Source organism: Nostoc sp. C057 (genome assembly GCF_013393925.1).
GTDB classification, from domain to species: Bacteria; Cyanobacteriota; Cyanobacteriia; order Cyanobacteriales; family Nostocaceae; genus Nostoc; species Nostoc muscorum_A.
The window spans coordinates 412826-436227 of the sequence record NZ_CP040281.1 but is presented as its reverse complement, the minus strand read 5'-3'; the positions used below and the strand labels follow the sequence as shown (position 1 = coordinate 436227).

At 42.3% G+C, this 23402-nt stretch carries 16 protein-coding genes and 1 pseudogene; 10 read left to right on the top strand and 7 right to left on the bottom strand.

Annotation, left to right across the window (positions count from 1 at the left end; translation table 11 throughout):
- Nucleotides 1–57 precede the first annotated feature (57 nt).
- From fraC to FD724_RS01770, 3 genes are all read left to right on the top strand, one after another.
- Nucleotides 58–606, top strand: coding sequence for a filament integrity protein FraC (gene fraC / locus FD724_RS01780; protein WP_179071376.1), 549 nt, complete (start codon nucleotides 58–60; stop codon nucleotides 604–606).
- Between the two features lie 57 nt (nucleotides 607–663).
- Complete coding sequence (gene fraD / locus FD724_RS01775; protein ID WP_179071375.1) at nucleotides 664–1671, top strand: septal junction protein FraD; 1008 nt, start codon at nucleotides 664–666, stop codon at nucleotides 1669–1671.
- A 155-nt stretch (nucleotides 1672–1826) separates the two neighbouring features.
- Nucleotides 1827–2606 (top strand): ABC transporter permease, encoded by a 780-nt coding sequence (locus tag FD724_RS01770; RefSeq protein WP_179071374.1) that lies wholly within the window; start codon nucleotides 1827–1829, stop codon nucleotides 2604–2606.
- A gap of 199 nt (nucleotides 2607–2805) precedes the next feature.
- Here the strand turns inward: FD724_RS01770 and FD724_RS01765 are convergent, their stop codons facing one another.
- From FD724_RS01765 to FD724_RS01750, 4 genes are all read right to left on the bottom strand, one after another.
- Nucleotides 2806–3225: a hypothetical protein gene (locus FD724_RS01765; protein WP_179071373.1), complete on the bottom strand. Its 420-nt coding sequence runs from the start codon at nucleotides 3223–3225 to the stop codon at nucleotides 2806–2808.
- A gap of 136 nt (nucleotides 3226–3361) precedes the next feature.
- On the bottom strand, nucleotides 3362–3568 hold the full coding sequence (locus tag FD724_RS01760; RefSeq protein WP_179071372.1) for a hypothetical protein: 207 nt from the start codon (nucleotides 3566–3568) through the stop codon (nucleotides 3362–3364).
- A 757-nt stretch (nucleotides 3569–4325) separates the two neighbouring features.
- Entirely contained in the window at nucleotides 4326–7952 is a 3627-nt protein-coding gene (locus tag FD724_RS01755) for a WD40 repeat domain-containing protein (protein ID WP_179071371.1), read from the bottom strand.
- A 31-nt stretch (nucleotides 7953–7983) separates the two neighbouring features.
- Nucleotides 7984–8388 (bottom strand): hypothetical protein, encoded by a 405-nt coding sequence (locus FD724_RS01750; RefSeq protein ID WP_179071370.1) that lies wholly within the window; start codon nucleotides 8386–8388, stop codon nucleotides 7984–7986.
- Between the two features lie 375 nt (nucleotides 8389–8763).
- Here FD724_RS01750 and FD724_RS01745 point away from each other — a divergent pair, with 375 nt between their 5' ends.
- On the top strand, nucleotides 8764–9144 hold the full coding sequence (locus FD724_RS01745) for a hypothetical protein (protein WP_179071369.1): 381 nt from the start codon (nucleotides 8764–8766) through the stop codon (nucleotides 9142–9144).
- A 360-nt stretch (nucleotides 9145–9504) separates the two neighbouring features.
- On the opposite strand, the gene FD724_RS01740 is transcribed toward FD724_RS01745, so the two are convergent.
- Complete coding sequence (locus FD724_RS01740; RefSeq protein WP_179071368.1) at nucleotides 9505–10161, bottom strand: pentapeptide repeat-containing protein; 657 nt, start codon at nucleotides 10159–10161, stop codon at nucleotides 9505–9507.
- Between the two features lie 247 nt (nucleotides 10162–10408).
- On the bottom strand, nucleotides 10409–12244 hold the full coding sequence (locus tag FD724_RS01735) for a ShlB/FhaC/HecB family hemolysin secretion/activation protein (RefSeq protein ID WP_179071367.1): 1836 nt from the start codon (nucleotides 12242–12244) through the stop codon (nucleotides 10409–10411).
- Between the two features lie 206 nt (nucleotides 12245–12450).
- Between FD724_RS01735 and FD724_RS01730 the strand changes: the two genes are divergently transcribed.
- The 4 genes and pseudogenes from FD724_RS01730 to FD724_RS01725 all read left to right on the top strand — a co-directional run bounded on the left by FD724_RS01730 (nucleotide 12451) and on the right by FD724_RS01725 (nucleotide 20661).
- Complete coding sequence (locus FD724_RS01730) at nucleotides 12451–17472, top strand: CHAT domain-containing protein (protein ID WP_179071366.1); 5022 nt, start codon at nucleotides 12451–12453, stop codon at nucleotides 17470–17472.
- A 519-nt stretch (nucleotides 17473–17991) separates the two neighbouring features.
- Nucleotides 17992–18953 (top strand): annotated as a pseudogene (locus FD724_RS40260) (IS110 family transposase).
- A gap of 71 nt (nucleotides 18954–19024) precedes the next feature.
- The gene (locus FD724_RS40255) at nucleotides 19025–19222 is read left to right on the top strand and encodes a hypothetical protein (protein ID WP_218651493.1); all 198 of its coding nucleotides are present in this window, start codon (nucleotides 19025–19027) and stop codon (nucleotides 19220–19222) included.
- 86 nt (nucleotides 19223–19308) lie between these two features.
- Nucleotides 19309–20661 carry a serine/threonine-protein kinase gene (locus tag FD724_RS01725; RefSeq protein ID WP_179071365.1) on the top strand — a complete coding sequence of 451 codons (1353 nt, stop codon included), beginning with the start codon at nucleotides 19309–19311 and terminating at the stop codon, nucleotides 20659–20661.
- A gap of 101 nt (nucleotides 20662–20762) precedes the next feature.
- Here FD724_RS01725 and FD724_RS40535 read toward each other — a convergent pair whose 3' ends face one another.
- Entirely contained in the window at nucleotides 20763–20888 is a 126-nt protein-coding gene (locus FD724_RS40535; RefSeq protein WP_256874421.1) for a hypothetical protein, read from the bottom strand.
- A gap of 362 nt (nucleotides 20889–21250) precedes the next feature.
- Here FD724_RS40535 and FD724_RS01720 point away from each other — a divergent pair, with 362 nt between their 5' ends.
- Nucleotides 21251–21436: a DUF2949 domain-containing protein gene (locus FD724_RS01720; protein ID WP_114080862.1), complete on the top strand. Its 186-nt coding sequence runs from the start codon at nucleotides 21251–21253 to the stop codon at nucleotides 21434–21436.
- Between the two features lie 95 nt (nucleotides 21437–21531).
- On the top strand, nucleotides 21532–23397 hold the full coding sequence (ftsH4, locus tag FD724_RS01715) for an ATP-dependent zinc metalloprotease FtsH (protein ID WP_179071364.1): 1866 nt from the start codon (nucleotides 21532–21534) through the stop codon (nucleotides 23395–23397).
- Nucleotides 23398–23402: the final 5 nt, after the last annotated feature.

Here is a 23402-nt window from a genome sequence, read left to right as displayed (position 1 = left end):
ATCACCCTCACTATCCCAGTTATACTCTCTACAGTTAAACCTTACCCTTGACCACTTATGCCTGAGAATTGGATGCTTCCGAGGATTTTTCCCATTGGTGGAATTCTGTTTGACTTTTTATTTGTACTGATTGCCATCCCCATCGAAGCTTATCTTTTGCACTATCGACTCAAATTTGACAAAAAAACTAGTACTTTTTATGCTATTTCTATCAATTTATTTTCTAGTGTAATTGGTTGGTTCATATTTTTTGTATCAGAACCAATGTTACCGATCCAGATGAGAGCAGAATTAATTAACTATATGTTTTTTAATAATTTTAAATCACCTAATTCACAAGCTTTTCTAATATTAACTGCGTTTATAATTTTCTTTGCTACTTTTTTGATGAAGTTTTTCATTTTAAAAGTATTGTTACTATTATTAAATGAGCAATTTCTTGTTAAAAAGCCAGAAGAAGAGGAAGCTCAAATATCTCAACGGCGGCGATGGCGGACTTTTGGTAACTTGAAATTCCAAAGTAATAATTTAATAATTACTGTACTAATAGCGAATTCCCTGAGTTATAGTGCTATAACTCTTATTCTATTATTTAGTGCAAAATAGCAAGCTTTTACTTAAAAGGAAGAGTGAGTGATTAGTTAATTAGGTGGAAGGAGGAACATGAATACGCTACTTAAAGATGTATTTGGGATTTTTAAATTTGCGGAAGGGCTTTATGCGGGAATTAGAAAAGTATTAGTTCCACCCAAAGCTTATTCTTGGCAGACATTTATTTATTTGAGTGTTTTTTCTTGGGTACTTTCATATTTAGCTACAGGCTACATCAAAGATATCATTGCCTTTTTCGGTTGGTTATTTTTAATTGCCGGCACAGCTTGGTATACAACTCAAGATCCTTTGAGAGTTCCTGGCACTTTTATGCCAGTTGGGGCAGTAATCACTGGATTCTTAGTAAGCGTTTTTGCTTTTGGAAATCAACAGGATGTAATTACACCAAGAACAATCGTTTTTTGGCCGACAATTTCAGCACTAATTACGGCAATACCAGAGTTTATTGAAGGAACTGATACTGACGCTAAAGCTAGAATTCCTAAACCACAAGACCGCCAAAGAATCATAATTTTAGTTGCTAGTAGTATGCTACTAAGTTGCTGGATTCAGTTTTATTTTGTAATGGATCATTGGTTTCAACAATATCCTAGTTTGCAAGCAGATACTTTTAAACGTAGTACCGTTGTTGTCAGAACAGAAGAACGAGTAAAAATACCGCAAAACGGTGTTGTAATTCTAGAAAGACTTCAACCAATAGTAGTAGAACAAATAAACCAAACACCTTGGTCAGAAGTAGAGAAATGGTTGCTTGAGGCAAAACAACGAGTAGAAACTCTAGGTAGAGCAGTAATTCAAAAAAGTCTGGGTAAATATGAAGAGAAGGATTTATGGCGCATTGAACCGCGTGTAGCTAATACTAAGTCTGGATATATATTAGATTTATTAAGTATTTGGATAGGGCCAAGTTCTAACCTACGAGGCTATTACTTGAAAAAATCTTGTCGAATTGAACCAGTTGCAGCAACTAGCAATTCAGGTAATAAGATTACAGTTGCAGAAATTGAATGCGATCGCGCCAGTAAATTAATTGCCGGATCGCCGCCTCCGCAGCAGTGAGAAGAGAGCAGGGGAGGCAGGGGAAGCAGGGGAGCAGGGGAGAATAACTAATGACCAATGACCAATGACAAATGACCAATGACAAATGACAAATGACCAATGACAAATGACAAATGACCAATGACAAATGACAAATGACCAATGACAAATGACAAATGACTATTAACAGAATTTTTGTATTGGCAAAGAATGTGTTTCAGGAAGTGGTACGCGATCGCATCCTATATATTATTGGTTTTTATGCGCTTATACTCGCTGCTGCCTTTCGCGTGCTTCCTGAATTTGCAGCTACGACTGAAGACAAGATATTTTTAGACTTCGGGATGGCGGCGATGAATGCCATCGGGTTAATTGTGACAATATTTGTTGGTACGGGACTAGTTAATAAAGAAATTGAAAAACGCACTATTTTGGTGTTAATTGCGAAACCTGTCAGTCGCAGCGAAATTATCGTTGGCAAATACTTAGGTTTATCCGCAGTATTAGCTGTACTTGTCGCCACGATGACGGTAATTTATCTGATATTTCTGCAATTTGGGAACATTCCTCATCCAACGGCGAGTATTCTAATTGCTGCAATTTTCCTAGTATTGCAGTTGTCATTAATCACCGCTATGGCGATTACCTTCGGTGTTTTTACTGCTTCTCTTCTAGCGACTGTTTTAACCTTTGCGGTATATTTAATCGGAAATATTACTCAAGATTTAGTCCAACTAGGTCGTTTGAGCCGCAACCCTGGTATGGAACTTCTAACTCAAGGTTTGTTTCTCATTTTGCCAGATTTATCTCGATTAGATTTGAAAAATGATGCCGTTTATGGTCTGCAAGCACTACCTGACACAACTGCACTGATTACAAATGCTGGCTATGGTTTACTTTATAGTGCCCTGTTATTAGCGATCGCTATTTTTATTTTCTCACAACGTGAATTTTAGTCATCGGGCGTTGAGGCAAGCAGGGGAGAAAGAATTACTGGTTAATAACTGAATGGCACTAAGAAAAGCTGAAACTTCGTCAGGGCAGGGTGTGGGAGGTGTGGGAGGACGGGGAAGAAGTCTTACCCCCCCCCACACTCCCCACACTCCCCACACTCCCCACACTCCCCACACTTCCCACACTCAAAAGCCAGTTAAATCATGGGTTTGCGCTTATCTTATTGCCATTTGGTTGAGTGCCTTGCATAGATGCTTTTTGTGCAATAGTTTTTAAGCGAGTCGCTCTGCTTTTACGGATACGTTCACTTTTGCGAACTCCACCAGCCATCTCATATTCGCGGCTATCTTTGCCGTATTTAAAGCCGATTCCCATGAGCATTTTTTCGGAGAAAGTACCCAAAGTTTGTTCTAATTCTTCAATTTCTACTTTGGAGGAGTCAATCGTGCTGAGAGCGGTATTATGAGCTTCTAACTTGCTGCGTAATTGCTCAATTACTTCTGTCAGGACTTTTAAATTACAAGTATTTCCAAGATCCAGATTGGCATCAATTGCTTTGAGTCCAGCAAATCTTAACTCAGCATTTTCTAGAACGCGGGATGTACGTTTTCTCAAAGACATAAATTTAGTTACTCGTAACATTTATACAGTTACTATGTCCTACTTAAAATACATTCTGGTTCAGCAAAACCCACAAAAATAATTATACTTTTTATGATATAAATACTGGTAAATTCTCTTAATTTATCTAAAGCGTTTATCTAATCTTAATTACAGCTTGAGCATTTATAACTACAGAAGAAGCTGTGTTAACTATAGCTTGAGCATTTATAACCACAGAAGAAGCTGTGTTAACTATAGCTTGAGCATTTATAACTACAGAAGAAGCTGTGTTAACTACAGCTTGAGCATTCATAACTACAGAAGAAACTGTGTTAACTACAGCTTCAAGTTTACTTATCATATAATGAGCGTCTATAACTACAGCTTCACCATTAATAAGTACTGTTTAAGTTGTATTAACTACGGCTTAAGCATTACTTATAACGGTTCCCGCATAGGTAATATCAAGTTTGGATAATATGGAATTAGGCGTAGGTCAATACTTGTCGGTTAAGGGGAAAAGACAAAGGGGAATCTGTACAAACACCAAAATCGTTGGAGATCCCCCTAAATCCCCCTTAAAAAGGGGGACTTTAAGAGACTTTTGCCCCCCTTTTTAAGGGGGGTTGGGGGGATCAAAACCCTGTGGCGCAACTCTAGAAGACTTGTGTGTACACCGTAGCCTTTTTAAGGGGGGGTTGGCAGGGTGGATTAATTGTCGAGAGAGAAAAAGTTTTCTCACTCGACCATTGGACTCACAGGCATTGGGCAAAAGGAGTCGAATGACAATGACCATGAATAACGAGAGCGAATTCTGAGGCTGAATAATTTAAGCTACTTAAATAAAAGTGTCGTTCATGATAGTCAACAAGCACTCATTCACACACCTACCACGACAATATCTAAAATCACAAGTTAATTCTCTGTAATTGGTTCGCGGAAGATTAACGCGAACCAACTCTTCCTTTCCACATGCCGTGAAAAGTCAGCTTTATCTAGGCGCAGATTTGCTTTGTTTTTGGGGTTAGCGGAGAGGATGAGGATTTTTTTCACGGTGTTATTTGATATGGTTTTTTAATACGAATAGGACTTACGTAGGTTGCTTCTGCGTAGCGGTATTACGAATTACCAACACCATCACACAAATGCTTGTCACTCTCATTATCAGGGGGATTGATTTTATAATACTCGCGCATAAAACTGCACCCTTTCTGGAATAAATAATCAAAATCCAGCCTCCACAGTTTCACCGTGTTGTCAGCACTGGCAGAAGCTAGCATCTTGCCATCGGGACTGAAGCTGATGCCCCAAACCGAGTTTGTATGCCCAGTAAGGGTTTTGATTTCTTTGCCAGTGGTGGTATCCCACAATTTCACCGTGTTGTCAGCACTGGCAGAAGCTAGCATCTTGCCATCGGGACTGAAGCTGATGCCATAAACCGAGTCTGTATGCCCAGTAAGGGTTTTGATTTCTTTGCCAGTGCTGATATTCCACAGTTTCACCGTCTTGTCACCACTGGCAGAAGCTAGCATCTTGCCATCGGGACTGAAGCTGATGCCCCAAACCGTGTCTGTATGCCCAGTAAGGGTTTTGATTTCTTTGCCAGTGGTGGTATCCCACAGTTTCACCGTGTTGTCAGCACTGGCAAAAGCTAGCATCTTGCCATCGGGACTGAAGCTGATGCCCCAAACCGATTTTGTATGCCCAGTAAGGGTTTTGATTTCTTTGCCAGTGCTGATATTCCACAGTTTCACCGTCTTGTCAGCACTGGCAGAAGCTAGCATCTTGCCATCGGGACTGAAGCTGATGCCATTAACCGAGTTTGTATGCCCAGTAAGGGTTTTGATTTCTTTGCCAGTGCTGGTATCCCACAGTTTCACCGTCTTGTCACCACTGGCAGAAGCTAGCATCTTGCCATCGGGACTGAAGCTGATGCCATTAACCCAGTTTGTATGCCCAGTAAGGGTTTTGATTTCTTTACCTGTGCTGGTATTCCACAGTTTCACCGTCTTGTCACCACTGGCAGAAGCTAGCATCTTGCCATCGAGACTGAAGCTGATGCCCAAAACCCAGTTTGTATGCCCAGTAAGGGTTTTGATTTCTTTACCTGTGCTGGTATTCCACAGTTTCACCGTCTTGTCAGCACTGGCAGAAGCTAGCATCTTGCCATCGGGACTGAAGCTGATGCCATTAACCCAGTTTGTATGCCCAGTAAGGGTTTTGATTTCTTTGGCAGTGGTGGTATCCCACAGTTTCACCGTCTTGTCACCACTGGCAGAAGCTAGCATCTTGCCATCGGGACTGAAGCTGATGCCCAAAACCGAGTTTGTATGCCCAGTAAGGGTTTTGATTTCTTTGGCAGTGGTGGTATCCCACAGTTTCACCGTCTTGTCACCACTGGCAGAAGCTAGCATCTTGCCATCGGGACTGAAGCTGATGCCCAAAACCCAGCTTGTATGCCCAGTAAGGGTTTTGATTTCTTTACCTGTGCTGGTATTCCACAGTTTCACCGTGTTGTCACCACTGGCAGAAGCTAGCATCTTGCCATCGGGACTGAAGCTGATGCCATAAACCGAGTTTGTATGCCCAGTAAGGGTTTTGATTTCTTTGCCTGTGCTGGTATCCCACAGTTTCACCGTGTTGTCGTAACTAGCAGAAGCTAGCATCTTGCCATCGGGACTGAAGCTGATGCCATTAACCCAGTTTGTATGCCCAGTAAGGGTTTTGATTTCTTTACCTGTGCTGGTATTCCACAGTTTCACCGTGTTGTCAGCACTGGCAGAAGCTAGCATCTTGCCATCGGGACTGAAGCTGATGCCCAAAACCGAGTTTGTATGCCCAGTAAGGGTTTTGATTTCTTTGCCTGTGCTGGTATCCCACAGTTTCACCGTCTTGTCAGCACTGGCAGAAGCTAGCATCTTGCCATCGGGACTGAAGCTGATGCCATTAACCGAGTTTGCGTGTCCTCCCAAGGTGTTGGGTGCGGCAACATTGTGAACTGTATTTAATAATGCCAGTTCTACCTGGGTGCGGGTATCCGCATCAACCCAGAATTTACCTCGCATTTTGACAGCAGCTTTGACGCTTGATTCGACAGCTTTTCGCCCATCTAAACTCAAAAACCCATCGGAACTTTGGGCAAAGGCATTAATTTGACTGATTTCGGCATTCCCCCAGCCTATACCCGCTAGTCCAGATAAACCCAGAGCTAACACCAAACCCCCTGCCAGTCCAGAAAAAGTCAGTCGTCTTCTGTGTTCCCGTTGCTTTTGTTCCTTATCCCTCAATTCCACACTATCTTGAATAAACTCTTTCTCCTCTTCGCCAATATCCTCTCGCCGTTGTTTTAGCTTTTCTTCCCCCTCTACTAACGCTGCACCCCGCAACAATGCCCCTTCATCTCGTTGCGTCTGTTTCCATTGATACATTGCGGAGCGCAAACGGTCTTGCCAGGCCCGGAAGCTACGGTCTGCATTCATCCATTGCCGAAGTTCACCCCAATTACGGATTAACGCTTCATGGACAACTTCTACTGTCTCTTGGTTAGCAGAATTTTGACTAGTGACTACTAATCGATTATCCGCCAACTGTTTCACCAATTCCCAGCTGGCTTCACCCAATTCAGCTTTCGTCGCTAGTCGTCGCGTATCCTCCGTTCCTTCCCCCGGATGCACCAACTGAATAAAAATTCGCCGCACCTTTTCTTTTTCAGTGGCACTCAACTTACCATAATTCTCATCTGCATGACGAGCCAAGGCACCTTTGACCTCACCAATTTCCTCATAAGCTGCATGAGTTAACTGTTTACCTGTTCGCCGCTTCCACAACTCAGTTAACGCAAACTCCAAAAGAGGTAAATTCCCCGGTTCATCTTCGAGATCATCCAAAATGCGTTCCACCAGTCCATCTTGAAATGTTATCCCCAACTTTCCAGCAGGCTTTTCAATCACCTGTGAAAGTTCATCACGATTCATCGGTGCCAGCTTGATGTCAGCATTTTGCAACACATCTGCAAGGGGACGATAGGAGAGGAGATTCCCCAAGAAATCCGCCCGCATGGTTCCAACCAGCACAGTATTATTGTCAGGGTCGGACTGAAAGCAAGCTAATAAGGTATCTAGGAAACCACGGCGAACTTTCTGATCCGCACACAAAGTATAAATTTCTTCAAACTGGTCGGCAATCAACAACACCCGATGATTGGGATAATTCCGTTTAATTTTGGAGAAAACATCTTGCAGAGGAACAGAACCATTGGCAAAGTATTCAGCTAACTTACGAGCTTGAAGCATTTGCTCAGTAGCATTTTTATCCGGCTCGTAAAGGGGAACCAGCGACTCAGCCAGAGCCTGGAATGGTTCTGAACCAGGACGGAAGTGAGTAAACTTCCAATAACCTGCTTTTTGTAACTTCGGCACTAATCCCGCCAACACCACCGAAGATTTACCACTTCCCGACGCACCCAACACGGGTATAAACTTTCGGCTTTGAGTGGCCGCGAACAGTTTTTCTACAAATACCTCGCGTCCAAAGAAAAACTCCGCATCATCGGGGCCAAAATGAAACAAACCGCGATAAGGGCAAGGAAGAGATTCATCAGCAGCGTCGGTAGAATCAGAAGAGACTAATTTTGCTTCTTCTCGATAGTAGTAATTGGTAATAGTGATAGTTGCATTACCAGTCGCTGAAGTGGCAGCGTATTCACTCTCTGTAACACTTTGTTGGATCTCGCCTTGCTTAGACATAACATCTACCCTGATTAATTAAGTTACAGTCTCAGTCCTCCTTCGATGTGCCTTGTTCATTAATGCCACTAATACTTGCATTACCAGAACCAGAAGTAGCGGCATATTTGACATTACTGATATTTTGGGTAATAATCTGCTGTCCACCGGGCTGTTCTTTGACTTGATTAAGTAACTCTTGAGCCGCTTGAATAATTGCTGCATCTTGATCAGCACCAGCTTCAGCTAATTTCTTTTTAAGTGGTGCTTCATAGGTTTCAGGATCTGTTTCGTGTTCTTCCAGAACCATTTGTGCTTTTGGTTGACTTTCAAACCTCTTCTTAATTAAAGCTTTCAAAGCCTGATAGGTATCTTTCACGGCTGTTGTGGCGGTATCTTTAGCAGCCGCGATCGCACCAGCACCTAAAGCAGCAATAATCAGAGAAATAGGTTCCATAGTTAATTCTCAATAAGTTTACAAGAGCAATTCGATGTATCTAAGATACATACAGCGAAAATAAGGTGTTTTACGCAAATAAAGTACCGCACCCCAAGTTTTGACCAAGTTTTAACTGAATTAACCTGAGTTTGATGAACCTCTCCCTAACTCCTCTCCGACGCGGAGAGGGGCTGAAATATCCTGAATTACTAACTAAAAATTAAGCTTTGAAAGTCTCTCTCCTTAGAGGTTGGTTGAAAAATCTTTGGCTGTGATTTTAGGCACATATCTTGATCCCCCCTAACCCCAGGGCGAACGCACGGGATTTCTGAAACCCTTGCTGGGCAAGGATCTTGATGAAAAAATAGGCTAAATTAAAAAACGCCAAAACCCTTGCTATTAAAGGATTCTTATACTTTAGATGCGTTTGCCCTGCCCCTAACCCCCCTTAAAAAGGGGGGAACCGGAATCAAAGTCCCCCTTTTTAAGGGGGATTTAGGGGGATCAAGATATGTGCAACTTCACATTAAATTGGTATTAGCTAAAAGTATTTATTCGACTGTTCCTAAATTCCAAGTTTTGAATGCCATAGAGAGATTGATTTGGCGCTCACTAATTGAAAAATCAGCTAAAAGTTATACCCAAAAACCTGTTGTGATCGAGTATGTAATAGAAAAACTTAAACAGCAAGTTTTAATAAAACTAATAAATACAAAACTTTTCTTGTTTAATAAATATCTGCTGATTGCAAAAGCACCAAAGCTGGTGTCATAAAAAAGTATAATTCACTAATTTTGCTAGGTATTGCAGACCAACTTTGTAATCATTTTGTTTCAAGAATAGCCCTCGAAAGACATATTCAGGGCATTTTAAAGGAAGTGCAAAACTTTAGGCAGCAGTTATATAAAAATGGAGTATCCAATTTTATTCATCTTTCTAATTATCTGGACATTGAGTTAACAAAAGTAGAACAAGGGATACTGCAATCTTAAACTTTTATTTCCTCCTTCATCCAAAATTAGTATAAACCATGACCCAAGCTGAAAAATTGTGGTTACAGCTAAAAGGAAAGCCCCATACAGAGCATGGAAACAAAATCACAAGATTATCTCAATTTTACAGGGCTACTCCTAACTAATAAATAACTATCTGAGGTTGCTTAATTGTGCCATCAGGCATAATAGTATCCCGGAACCTTGCATAAATCAGGTTTGTTTCCCAAAGGTTTGCTTTAGTTAAGTTTGCTTTGGTTAAATTTGCCCATGTCAGGTCTGCACCAGTTAAGTTAGCCTCAGCTAAATTAGCTTCTAGTAATTTTGCTCCACATAACTTTGCTCCTGTGAGATTTGCTCTAACTAAGTTAGCTTCAATCAGTGATGCTTCAATTAATTTGGCTTCACTTAAGTCTGCTTCTCTCAAATCTACATCGCATAAAGAAGCACCCCAAAGATTACTACCTGTAAATTTCGCCCGCCATAAGAAAGTTCCGCACAAATTTGCTCGTGTTAAATCAGCATTAATCAAATTAGCTTCACACAAAGATGCTTCATACAAATTAGCGTCGCGTAAGCTAGCTTGCATCAAATTTGCACCACTTAAATTAGCACGAGTGAGAACACAGCCACACAAATTTGCTCCACTCAAATCTGCTCCTATAAAGTTAACACCACTTAAATTAATTCCTTTTAGGTCAATTCCGCTCAAGTCACATCCACTGAAATCTCGGCGCTGAAAATATTTACTTGTGATTTGACTTAATATAAATTCCTGCTTATCAGCATAATTTTTCATGGTATTCACCTCTGGGTGTAATTTATCTCAAAGGTCGAGTGTGATAGTTACCGTATATTGAGAGTACACCCCAAATGCAGATTAGCTCAGTAAATAATCAAAAATAAATTGACCAAAAATCGCCAATCACCTGAAAATGCGTTTTTTCAGTGGTTTTTAAAACAAAAAATGCTGACATAGGTTAGGAAACATTGATAAGGTAAGAGAATCTCCAGCTACAGAAAGAAAGCCCGCCCATATTGGTGTACTAAGGTTGATAGCGAAGGCTAAAGTAAAAGCCATCATCCTGAGCGTTATTGCCGCGATCGCTCAGATCGATAAATGGAAATCCATAATCGAGCCGCAAAAACAGATTATCAATTCCCATTGCCTGATTCCATAATAATCCTAAGCCTGCACCTACCAAAAAAGTTTGATCGGGTAGCTGATTGGGATTATTTGACTGATTCCAGACGGCTCCCATGTCTAGAAATGGCGCGAGTTGAATCGCGGATAACCCAGATTCATTACGCTGGACTGTGAACCGATCTTCGATCGCTACACGAAATCCATTATCCCCTGAGCGGATATTTTGGCGATATCCCCTTACGGACTGTCCACCGCCAATTACAAATTGCTGGGAGGGTAAAAGGCTATCTGGTGTTAGCTGTAAGTCTGCTTGGATAAGTAACAGATGATCGGCGCTGAGTTGCTGCACACGCTGTATTTGACCCAACCAACTGAAAAAGCGACCATCGGGTATGGGGTCATTGTTGATAGTTGCATCTAATACGTCAATGCCAAAATTAAATTGCGATCGCAAAAACCAAGCTCCTTGAGGTTCGCGCTTAATATAATCTTGACCAAATTTAATTACACTGGTGCGGCTAACGCCATTGGCATCAGGCCCAATACCAAATGGGGTTGCAAGGTTATCGAAGAGGAAGGTTTGACCATCTTGATAGGTAAATCCCAAAGATAGGGCAAATTCTTCTCTTGGCGATCGCATCAATGGTTGACGATAATTGATTTCATAAAGATCCTGGTTGGCGCGAATGCCAAAAGCATCAAAGGGTGCCTCAGTGATTTCGTTGCGATTAAATGCGGCTCTAATCTGCACCTTGCCATTCATGGCGTTAACGGGAACCTGATAGCTAAAATCAAAAGCATCGGAACCACCAGAAAGGGTGTGGTAATAGGAGCCTGCTAACTCATCTCCCATCCCAGTTAAATTGCGATCGCGCAGTTCAACACCCAATCTTTCCGCACCAATACTCGGAGGCGAATAATTATCTACACCCAAGCTACCAGTTAAAGGGTTAGCCTCTTCAACTCTGACAATGAGAACACTTTGACCAACCTTACCCGTTGGACGCAGACGTGCTTCTACATTTGTAAATAAGGGATCGAGTCGCAATAGCTTCAGTTGATCTTCGAGCTTACTAGTATTCAGAGGAGTACCGGCACCTAATTGGATGCGACTACGAACATAAGATGGGTTTAATCGTCGCGTTCCTTCGATCTCAATCTCTGTCAAACGCCCTTCAATTACCCTAATTACCACAACACCATCGGCGGTACTAGGTTGCTGAATGTCTGGAACTGCTCTGGAATTTATATAGCCTTTATTTAAGTAAAGCTGGGTAATAGCATCTGCGGCTTGTCTGATTTCTTCTAAAGTTAAGTCCCGTTCTTCAAAGGGTTTGACAACTGGATTAAAGTCATTTTCATTAAAAACTGTGCTATCTACAACCTGGATTTTACGAACCCGAATTCGTTGTGGTGTTTCTGGTTGGGGATTTGGTTCGGCTTGATTGGGGTTATTTTCCGGGGTAGTTTCTGATGCTTGTACTATTTGTAACTCTGGCTGACTACTCTTTTGAGTCGAGTCTGGTGTCAATATATTCGCCGTAGCTCTAAGTCCATTTGCAGTTACAATCCAGACCGCAGGCAGAATTAGTAAGCCACACTGAAAACTGAAACTGTGCTTATTTAATCTAGTAGTTGCTAGAGTTTGCCAAGTGTTTAACTGATGAGAGAAACAGACAATGCTTTTCTGATTAGTTGTTTTCGGCTTAATACCAGTTTCTGTTTCTTTTCTCATTTATCCTCAGTGGGTGCCTTATTTAACAACTGGGCTGATCTTGATTTTTGAGTGTGCTATGGCTGTATGAATATTTCAATATCATATTTTTGACATTCAAATTTCAGAAGATTTGTAACTAAAACAATAATTAACAGCAATTTTTTCTAAGTGATAGCCCGTAGCATTATATTGTGGTAACAGGTAGAAAACTTGGGAATACTTCGATGCCACCACTGATCTCCATAGTCATCGTCAATTACAACCGGGAGTCTTACCTTGGGGTAGCGATCGCCAGCGTATTAGCGCAAACATGGCAAGACTTTGAGCTACTAATTTGGGATGATGGCTCCACAGATGGATCAGTGGCGATCGCAAACGCTTATGCTCAACAAGATAGGCGAGTGCGGGTAGTAGAAGCACAGCATCAAGGAGTTTCTGCGGCTTGTAAGATAGCGATCGCCCAAACTAGCGGCACTTACATCGGTATCGTAGACAGTGATGATATCCTAGCCCCTACCGCCCTCGCCCAAACTGCTACACTACTAAATCGCCACCCAGAAACAGGATTTGTTTACACCGACTACTTAAATATTAATGAAAAAAGTCAAGTCATCAGCTACGGTCATCGCTGTGACATTCCTTACTCCCCAGAGGGGCTGTTGGTAAACTTCATGACTTTCCACTTCCGCTTGATGCGCCGTTCAGCTTACGACCAGGTGGGAGGTGTTAACAAGTCGTTCCAATGTGCCGAAGATTACGACTTGTGTCTACGACTTTCAGAAGTAGCTCAAGTGCGCCGAGTTGAAGAGCCACTGTACTTATACCGAAATCATTCTCAAAGCATCTCTGTTACTAGAAAAAGTGAACAAATACTCTGGTCACAGAAGGCGATCGCTCAAGCACTTTGGCGACGCGGATTAGCAGAAAAGTTACAAATCGATGTAGAATTGCCCGAAAGTCGCTTCATTTTGCGGCGTAAAAAACCTCTACTAAACAAAATCGCCGCTTCAGTCTTAGCCATTTTGCCTCTGGTGACAGTCACTAGTACGGCATTAGCCCAAACACAACAAATTGTCCCTGCTGCCGATGGGACAAATACAATTGTTACACCCAACGGTAATCGACTTGATATCACTGGCGGTACAACTTCTGGAGATGGTGTTAACCTCTTTCACAGCTTTCAACAATTTGGAATTTCACCAGAACAAATCGCCAACTTTCAAGCTAGTCCGGCGCTGCAAAATATCCTTGGTCGTATTACAGGCGGGAATGCCTCGGTTATCAATGGCTTAATTCAGGTAACAGGTGGCAATCCTAACCTCTTCTTGATGAATCCAGCCGGATTTATTTTTGGATCAAACGCCAGCTTAAATGTGCCTGGTGCTTTCACGGTGACAACAGCCAATGGCATTGGTTTTGGCAGTAGTTGGTTCAACGCTATTGGTGTTAATGACTACGCTGCTTTAGTTGGCACCCCCAACGGATTTGCCTTTAGTATGAACCAGCCAGGAGCGATCGCAAATGCTGGAAATTTGGCAGTAGGTGTTGGGCAAAATTTGAATATATTGGGTGGTACTGTAGTCAACACCGGGCAACTTTCGGCACCGGGAGGGCAGATTTCGATCACATCCGTACCAGGGCAAAATTGGGTGCGTCTCAGTCAGCCAGGAAACTTGCTGAGTCTGGAAATTCAGCCCCTCGCCTCTAGTAGCAATCAACCCAATAACTGGACAATTCCCATCGCCTCAATACCTGAATTGCTCACAGTTGGTAACACTGGGTTAACTGCCAATCCTGATGGGACTGTAAAATTAACAGAATCTAATGTGACGGTTCCCACAACACCAGGCACAACAATTGTTTCAGGCAAAGTGGATGTATCAAGTCAAATAGGCGGTACGGTAACTGCTTTGGGTAAAAAAGTTGCGCTGGTTGATGCCAATATTAATGCCTCTGGAACCAATGGCGGCGGTACTGTATTAATTGGCGGCGATTACCAAGGTAAGGGAACTTTACCCAACGCAGATCAAACTTATGTTAATTCCAACTCCTTCATTAATGCTGATAGCAATTTGAATGGAAACGGCGGACGGGTAATTGTTTGGGGTAACGACACAACTCAATATTTTGGTAAAATTTCGGCTCGTGGAGGAGCGAATTCTGGCAATGGTGGTTTTGTAGAAGTATCAGGCAAAAATTTCTTAACCTACAACGGTTTAGTAGATGCTTCAGCCCCTAATGGCAGCTTTGGCACTTTATTATTAGACCCCAGCACATTGACTATTATCGATGGTGAAGTAGGTACTTTTGATGCTACAGCTGGCAATATTGCCTTTGGCGATGCAGATATTGGGGCGAATACAGTTTCATGGGGTGCGATCGCAGCTTCGGGTGCGAATATCAGCTTACAAGCTACAGGCAATATTACGATCAATGACATCACCGGAGCTACACCAACAGTAACTACCGATGGTGTTGCTACTTTAGCCTTGGGCGGTGGTAGCTTCAGCCTAAACTCACAAAGCGGTTCTGTAAACTTTGTTGACCCTACCAACACAATCCAGACAAGCGGAGGAGCCATTAACATTTTGGGAGCCAGCTTATTACTAGGAAATCTAAACACAACTGGTAATTTCGCTAGAAGCGGGAATGTAAATTTGTTTGCGACAGGCAATATTAGTGCAGGCAACATTATTGCCAGTGGACAAGGCTATTCAGCAGGTAATGTTCAAGTCATAAGTAGTAATGGTGGAATTACCCTCAATCAGATCAACACCAGCGATAGTGGTTTCTTTAGTGGTGGTGGCATCCCAGGAACAGTTACTTTGACTGCGGCAGGCAATATCCTCACTGATACTATCGATTCCTTTTCCAGTAATGCCACTCGCTTAGGTACGGCTGGCGATATAGTCGCAACAACTACAGCAGGTAGTATTACCACTGGGGCGATTAACTCATATCTAGTCAAGACCGGAGGTGGCGATTTTACTGGCACGGCTGGCGCAGTCACCTTAACTGCCACAGAGAATATCACCGTTAATGGTGGCATTGATACCTCAGCCAGCGCCACCGGAGTGGATGGGACTGCAAGTGCTACAGGTGGCAACGTTACTTTACGAACTACCAATCCCTTTGGCAGCACAATTCGCTTTAACAACATCAACACACAGGCCACAACGGATTTTGTTAATGGCAACACTGTTCAAGGTGGCAATGTGCAAGTGCTGACAAACGGACTAGTTCAAGGAATAGGGGTAGGTACTACCATCGCCACCGGCGGAATTTTCGATTCTGGAGAAGGAGTAACCACTAGCATCGCCGGAGGTACTGTTACAATTCGACATGATGGTGGCCCAGGTAATGTGCCATTTATTGTGGGTGATGCGACGAGTACTAATGGTACAGCCGGAACAATTGATGTGGGTGGCGGTACAACCATCGCTTCGGGTAACTTTCCAGTATTGCCAACTGGTGGAAATGCGATCGGCACCCCAACCGGCATCACCATTACTTCCGTCAACACTCCGCCTGTATTAACGGCAAACTCATCGCTACCCAACACCCAGACCAATCAACCTGTTACCTTGACATTCTCTAGCTTGGCTGCACTGGTCAGCGATGCTAATAATGACATCACCTCCATCCAAGTTAATGCAGTGAATACAGGAAATCTGACTGTAAATGGACTTCCCGTCATTCCTGGTGTAACTACCTTATCTAGCGGCGATACTTTGGTGTATACCCCTCCGACTGATGTAAATGGGTCACTAAATGCCTTTGTAATTAGTGCAAATGACCGCGTTTCGTCTTCTGCACCTGTACAGATAGGAATCAACGTCAGTCAGATTCCTCCCCGGAATGATACCCCAAATCCTCCCCCTTGCTCATTCCAATGCACTCCAGATAAACCGAATGTCCCTGGCCCCAATAATCCTAAGATTGATAACCCTGTTATTAATACCGATCCCACACCCGAAGATCAATTCACAGATGATTTTGCCGACCATTTAGGCATCCCGACTCCTAAAATTAAAACACTAGATGATGCCAAAGAAATTGCTCGCAAAATTGAAGAAGCGACTGGTGTTAAACCTGCATTTATTTACATCAGTTTTGTTCCTGTGGAGATAATACCAGAGAGAAATTTGGGCAAATCTCAAAAATTTACTAAACAATTAAATACTCTAGCAGAGCAGAATAGCGACCAACTGGAAATAGTCGTAGTAACTGGAAAAGGCGACCCCATCCGCAAGCGCATCCCAGAAACGACCAGAGCCAAAGTTCTCCAAGTAGCTCAAGAGTTTCGTGACCAAATAGTTAGTCCACAAAACCGTCGCCGCACCGGTTATTTGCGTCCATCTCAACAACTTTATCGCTGGATAATTGCACCACTAGAGGCAGATTTACGAGCAAGAGAAATCAATAATTTAGTTTTTTTACCAGATATTGGGTTACGTTCAACCCCAATGGCAGCACTTCATGATGGCAAGGGATTTCTAGTAGAAAAATATAGCATTGGTTTGATGCCCAGTATCAGCTTGACTAACACTCTTTATAAAGACATTAAAAAATCTCAAATTTTAGCGCTAGGGGTTTCTCAGAGTACACAAGGACAAGAGCCTTTACCAGCAGTTCCTCTGGAGTTATCAACACTGGTGTCTAAACTTTGGCAGGGCAAATTATTGTTAGACAAGCAAGCTACCTTAGAAAATCTCAAAACTATCCGCCGTCAACAACCTTTTGGGATTATTCACATGGCAACCCATGCCGATTTTACTACCGGCGCTTTGAGTAATTCTTATATTCAACTGTGGGAAGACAAGTTACGCTTGAACCAATTACGACAGTTGCGCTTTAATGAACCCGAAGTTGAAATGCTGGTGCTGAGTGCTTGTAGAACAGCATTAGGAGATGAAGAGTCAGAGCTTGGATTTGCAGGTTTAGCAGTGCTGGCAGGCGTGAAAACTAGTGTTGCTAGTCTTTGGTCGGTTAATGATGCTGGTACAGCAGCCTTGATGACGAAATTTTATCAAAACTTGAGGACAGCTCCAATTAAGGCAGAAGCCCTCAGACAGGCTCAGGTAGCTATGGCCAAAGGGGAAATTTACGTTAAAAATGGTCAATTAGAAGGTTTGGGAGTAGTGGGGAACTTGTCTTTACCTACTAACAGTGCTGATGAAGGGGAGCAATTACTTACCCATCCTTATTATTGGTCTGGATTCACAATGGTTGGTAATCCTTGGTAAAGTAGCAAGAGGAATTATGCTCTCACCCTTTTACCCACGAAGAATTTTAGGCAAAAATGCGATCGCTTAACAAAATTCTAAACGCAGACATAAGCCAACTGAGCCAAGAACTAAGAATACTTGCAAATCATCCCCACCTATGCCAAAAGTTGTGGCACAAAAACCAACATATAAACCTCATCTATGTTGAAACCTAGAGTTTTTTAAAAGATATATTGATGTAGGTTGGGTGGAGTGAAACGCAACCCAACATTACCACCAAATTTTATGTTGGGTTACGCTATCGCTGCACCCAACCTTGTATCTTAGAAAGAGTAGTAGACCGTCCCAACCTTGGTCAAGAAAGACCGCTTTGTAGCATGGGTCACTACAATAATCTCTTTGACAGAACTCGAACAGTCGCCAGGGGCAAAAATTTAAATACTGATGTTTAGATTATACAGTCCGTATCGTGCAAGGATGAGTGTAATCAAGGGGATAAGAATCAACTATAACAAACACAATCCGTGAGAGTGAAATATGGAAAATATTGCTCAATGGGTAGGTATTGATGTGAGTAAAGCCACATTAGATGTTTATATCCGTCCTCTGGGTAAAGCTATGATTGTGGCAAATACAGAATCAGAAATATCAAATCTAGTGGAGCTACTCTTATCCTATAGTTTAAATCTGATTGTACTAGAAGCAACCGGAGGATTAGAAACTGAACTAGTAATCCAATTGCAAGCTGCACTTTTACCAGTAGCATTAATTAATCCCCGTCAAGGACGAGATTTTGCGAAAGCTACGGGTAAGCTACCAAAACTGATGCCATTGATGCACAAATATTGGCACATTTTGGCGAAGCGATGAAACCCCAAGTTTTAGCCATTCAATCCGAAATGGCGCGTCAATTATCGGAATTAATTAGTCGCAGACGACAATTAGTGGAGATGCAGACAGCCGAAAAGAATCGCCGCTCACGCACTCGTGGTCAAGCCTTGGCAGATATTGAGGCTCATATTGAATACCTGGAAGAACACCTCAAACAACTCAATCAAAAAATTGCCGAATTGACGCAAAACAATCTTCAATGGATTGATAAAGTTAATTTACTTAAAAAGTACTCCTGGTATTGGTCAAGTAATTTCGACAACTCTGGTTTCGGATTTACCAGAACTGGGTCAACTCACTGCCAAACAAATTTCTCGCTTAGTTGGTGTTGCACCAATTAATCATGATAGTGGTCAACACAAAGGTAAGCGCATGATTAATGGCGGTCGCGCTCATGTTCGTGCCATTCTTTATATGGGTGCTGTTGTTGCTATGCGTCATAATCCGGTTATAAAGCGCCTTTATGAGCGCCTCGTCGAACGTGGTAAATCGAAAAATTAGCTCTCACTGCTTGCGTTCATAAAATGTTAGTCATTCTAAATGCAATGGTTCGAGATAATTTGCCTTGGCGTGTAACTGACAACTTACAACCCATTGCCAACGCTTAATCACAACTCAACGTTTTTATACTTTGGAATAGTCCCCCGATGATCCCATTGCGGCATTTGGGTCAACTTTTATGCTCTTTTTATCTCCACGGGAAATCCAGCAACTGGGGAAGATTCTGCGGCGAAGCGGAGTGGCTGGTGCGGGCTGCTACCATCTTAACCAAGAGCCACAAGTCTTTTTGCCCGTACCAGCCACCGCAGAATCTAGCGCTGCGTTCCCCAGTTGCGTCAATGTTAAGAGTCCCGGTTTTTTGTTAACGTTCGCTTGACTTTTAAGACAGTCGCTACAAAACTACGGGTTAATTATGGCGATCGCATGGGAATACTTTGATATATAGCAATTGCAACAAATAGTATGAGCTACTGTACCAATATTGACTGCTTGCGTCCGCAAAATTCTGACAGTTCTCGTTTTTGTAATAGTTGTGGTCAGAAATTGTTACTTAAGCAGCGATATCGCGCGCTTGCTGTCATTGGGTGCGGTGGCTTTGGGAGAACGTTTTTAGCTATTGATGAACATCTTCCAGCTAAACCAAAATGTGCAATTAAGCAGCTATGTTTCCAAGAGGAAAATACTGAGGTTTGGCACAAGGCAGTCAGCCTATTTAACCAAGAGGCACTTCGTCTCAATGAACTAGAACACTCTCAAATACCCAAGTTATTAGCACACTTTGAACAAAATAAAAAGTTTTATATCGTCGAGGAATTAATTGATGGCCAAACACTTGCTCAGGAATTACAACAACAAGGCGTTTTTAAAGAACCGCAAATATGGGAGATATTAAAAAGTTTATTGCTCACACTGCAATTTATCCATTCCCGGCAAGTAATTCACCGAGATATTAAACCAGAAAATATTATGCGCCGTTCTGTTCGAGGAGATTTGGTTTTAATAGATTTTGGAATTGCTAAACTCGCCACGAATACCAGGCAACTTCGTACAGGCACAATAGTAGGTACTCCAGAATATGTTGCTCCAGAACAAATGCGGGGAAAAGCATTACCAGCTAGCGATCTTTACAGCTTGGGTGTAACATGTATTTACTTACTCACTGCTATTTCTCCCTTTGATTTGTTCGATATTGTTAGCGATCGCTGGGTATGGCAAGAACATTTACCAGCAAACAATATTGTTAGCGATCGCCTTTCTCAAATATTAGATAAACTTTTACAAAATGCCGTTTCGCAACGCTTTCAATCTGCCACAGAAGCGTTACAGACACTAGAAGAACAACCAAAAAAACTGCTAAATATTTCTAATTATCATACATTAACTACTATTGATTATAAGCCTTTGCATGATTTATTAGCAAAAGGAAAATGGCAATTAGCAGATAGCGAAACTTGGGAACTGATGTGTCAGGCACTAGCCAAGCCTAGAGGTAGCTATATATTGAGTAGTGAAGTTGATAAATTTCCCTGCCAACATTTGCAGACTATTGACCATTTATGGGTGAATTACAGTCATGGACGCTTCGGTTTTAGTGTGCAAACACTTATTTACAAAAATGTAAATGGAGACTATGGAATTTTTTGTAAACAAGTTGGTTGGCATATATACAATTATACTTCTGCGAACTCGGAATTTAATTTTAGTCTCAAAGCACCAATCGGTCATCTCCCCTCACGTATTTGGATTGGTGGTTCTCAACCGTGGCGATACTCGAATGCTTTAGCTGTAAAACTATCAGCCTGTGGTATTAGTTAGTTTTGTTGCTGAAAAAGGAACATAAGCTGTTAAGCATTTAATTTGCACATTGAGTGAGATCGCAAGCAATACGGTTCGGTTAAGGTTTTTTGATGAAAATTCTAGATCGCAAAGACGCGATAAATCGTCGTCTCTACAAAAGACTGATTATTGTAGAGACGGCGATTCATCGCGTCTCTTGTCTTAACCGAACCGTATTGGGTTAGGTTTTTGGTGGGTTTTTCCATATAACGTGAAAAGTCAGGATATGGGAGAGGAGACAGGGGATTTCTCTTCGCTTCTCACAATCCCTGCGTCTTCTTTAACGGCGTTCTGTCCATTAAATTTTCTCATTTCCATTGGTATTAAGCCTTTGAGTACGGTAAACCGTATTTGCTTGTTAGTTCCCAAAGATTAATTAAATTGTTAAGTTTAGTTACATAAATAAAAAAATGCTGCGACATTGCTAAACAGGAGAAATTATGAAAATAGGTAGTATCCTTAAGGATCTAAGACAAATTGAACAACTTTGCGATGCAACCTGGACATTGCATCACACAAGTCAAACTTTCTCAGAAATAAAACTTATTTAACATTATTTAACATTGCAATGAAAGCTACAGATCAATTGGTGCATTTTTTAGAGGAAGAGTTGGGTATTTCGGGTGGAGCAATTTCTCTTGCTTTGCGACATTGTGAGCAGACCCCCAACTTCCTGGCTATGACCCTCTGGCAGTATGGACTGGTAACGCTAGACCAGTTAGCCCAAATTTTTGATTGGTTGGAAACAGTATAAGCTAGCTGCTTGAATTATTTAGACTGGAAATATCTAATTTTTCCATAAAGTTACATTCTCAATAGTTTTCATTCTAAGGATTGGTAACAACATCTATGGCAATTAAAGAACAACCTAAATCACCTCGGTTTCGGATCATTGCTAATATCTTACTGGCAGTATCAGGGCTATTCCTGCTCTTAAATATATTTTTGCCTGGTTTATTTGCTTCTGGCCCTACTGGTGTTCCCTATAGTTTATTTATTCATCAAGTACAAGAAGGGGAAGTTAATCGCGTTTCTGTTGGTCAAAACCAGATTCTCTACGAACTAAAAACAGAAAATGCCGAGCCTGGCCCAGTGTTTGCAACTACACCAATCTTTGATTTAGAGTTACCCAAACTGCTAGAAGAAAAGGGAGTTGAGTTTGCTGCTACACCTCCACCCAAAAATACTTGGATTACAACCCTCTTAAGTTGGGTGATTCCACCACTGATTTTTATTGGTATTTGGCAATTCTTTCTGTCACGTGGTGGCGGCGGTGGCCCTCAAGGTGCGCTTTCCATTGGTAAGAGCAAAGCTAAAGTTTACGTTGAAGGCGAATCAGCTAAAATCACCTTTGCAGATGTGGCTGGCGTAGAAGAAGCAAAAACTGAGTTAGTAGAAATTGTAGATTTCCTCAAGACCCCAGCACGGTTTACGCAAATTGGCGCGAGAATTCCTAAAGGTGTGTTGTTAGTTGGCCCTCCTGGTACTGGTAAGACACTTTTAGCGAAAGCCGTAGCAGGGGAAGCTGGAGTTCCATTCTTCAGTATCTCTGGTTCCGAGTTTGTGGAATTGTTTGTCGGCGTGGGTTCTTCCAGAGTGCGGGATTTGTTTGAGCAGGCTAAAAAACAAGCTCCTTGTATTATATTCATTGATGAATTAGATGCGATCGGTAAGTCTCGTAGCAGTAACGGCTTCTACGGTGGTAACGATGAGCGAGAACAGACCCTCAATCAATTACTAACGGAGATGGACGGGTTTGCGGCTGGGGATGCAACGGTGATTGTCCTAGCAGCTACCAACCGCCCCGAAAGCCTTGACTCTGCATTGCTACGTCCAGGCCGCTTTGACCGCCAAGTGTTGGTAGACCGTCCTGATTTATCTGGTCGGGAAGCAATTCTCAAGATTCACGCTCAAAAGGTAAAATTAGGAGATGATGTAAATTTAAAAGCGATCGCTACTCGTACTCCTGGTTTTGCTGGCGCAGATTTAGCGAATTTGGTGAACGAAGCCGCATTATTAGCAGCTCGTAATCTGCGTGAAAGTGTCGCTCAAGAAGACTTCGCTGAAGCAATTGAGCGAGTAGTCGCCGGCTTAGAAAAAAAGAGTCGTGTCATGAACGAGACTGAGAAAAAGATTGTTGCATACCATGAAGTTGGTCACGCAATGGTCGGGGCGCTAACCACAGGAAACGGTCGCGTAGAAAAGATTTCGATTATTCCCCGTGGGATGGCTGCTTTGGGCTACACTCTGCAATTACCAACTGAAGACCGCTTTTTGATGAATGAAGAGGAATTGCGGGGTCAGATTGCAACTCTATTAGGTGGACGTTCCGCCGAAGAGGTTGTGTTTAACAGTATTACCACAGGTGCTTCCAACGATTTGCAACGAGCAACTGACTTGGCAGAACGGATGGTAACATCTTATGGTATGAGCAAAGTCTTAGGGCCATTAGCTTACCAACAAGGACAACAATCGATGTTTTTGGGTAATGGTGGGGCTAATCCCCGACGGGCGGTGAGTGAAGACACATCCAAAGCCATTGATAGCGAAGTTAAGGAAATCGTGGAAACAGCCCACGAACAAGCCCTAGAGATTCTTAGACAGAATCGAGACTTGCTAGAAGCGATCGCAACTCAACTCTTAGAAACAGAAGTCATTGAAGGCGAAAAACTGCACGATTTGTTGAGTCAAGTTAAATCTGTAACTCATTCGTAATTAAG

Bases quoted from the DNA above. Each gene is read 5' to 3' on its own strand.
- fraC (WP_179071376.1), top strand. From the start codon at position 58: ATGCCTGAGAATTGGATGCTTCCGAGGATTTTTCCCATTGGTGGAATT.
- fraD (WP_179071375.1), top strand. From the start codon at position 664: ATGAATACGCTACTTAAAGATGTATTTGGGATTTTTAAATTTGCGGAA.
- FD724_RS01770 (WP_179071374.1), top strand. From the start codon at position 1,827: ATGACTATTAACAGAATTTTTGTATTGGCAAAGAATGTGTTTCAGGAA.
- FD724_RS01765 (WP_179071373.1), bottom strand. From the start codon at position 3,225: ATGTCTTTGAGAAAACGTACATCCCGCGTTCTAGAAAATGCTGAGTTA.
- FD724_RS01760 (WP_179071372.1), bottom strand. From the start codon at position 3,568: ATGATAAGTAAACTTGAAGCTGTAGTTAACACAGTTTCTTCTGTAGTT.
- FD724_RS01755 (WP_179071371.1), bottom strand. From the start codon at position 7,952: ATGTCTAAGCAAGGCGAGATCCAACAAAGTGTTACAGAGAGTGAATAC.
- FD724_RS01750 (WP_179071370.1), bottom strand. From the start codon at position 8,388: ATGGAACCTATTTCTCTGATTATTGCTGCTTTAGGTGCTGGTGCGATC.
- FD724_RS01740 (WP_179071368.1), bottom strand. From the start codon at position 10,161: ATGAAAAATTATGCTGATAAGCAGGAATTTATATTAAGTCAAATCACA.
- FD724_RS01735 (WP_179071367.1), bottom strand. From the start codon at position 12,244: ATGAGAAAAGAAACAGAAACTGGTATTAAGCCGAAAACAACTAATCAG.
- FD724_RS01730 (WP_179071366.1), top strand. From the start codon at position 12,451: ATGCCACCACTGATCTCCATAGTCATCGTCAATTACAACCGGGAGTCT.
- FD724_RS40255 (WP_218651493.1), top strand. From the start codon at position 19,025: ATGCTCTTTTTATCTCCACGGGAAATCCAGCAACTGGGGAAGATTCTG.
- FD724_RS01725 (WP_179071365.1), top strand. From the start codon at position 19,309: ATGAGCTACTGTACCAATATTGACTGCTTGCGTCCGCAAAATTCTGAC.
- FD724_RS40535 (WP_256874421.1), bottom strand. From the start codon at position 20,888: ATGGAAAAACCCACCAAAAACCTAACCCAATACGGTTCGGTTAAGACA.
- FD724_RS01720 (WP_114080862.1), top strand. From the start codon at position 21,251: ATGAAAGCTACAGATCAATTGGTGCATTTTTTAGAGGAAGAGTTGGGT.
- ftsH4 (WP_179071364.1), top strand. From the start codon at position 21,532: ATGGCAATTAAAGAACAACCTAAATCACCTCGGTTTCGGATCATTGCT.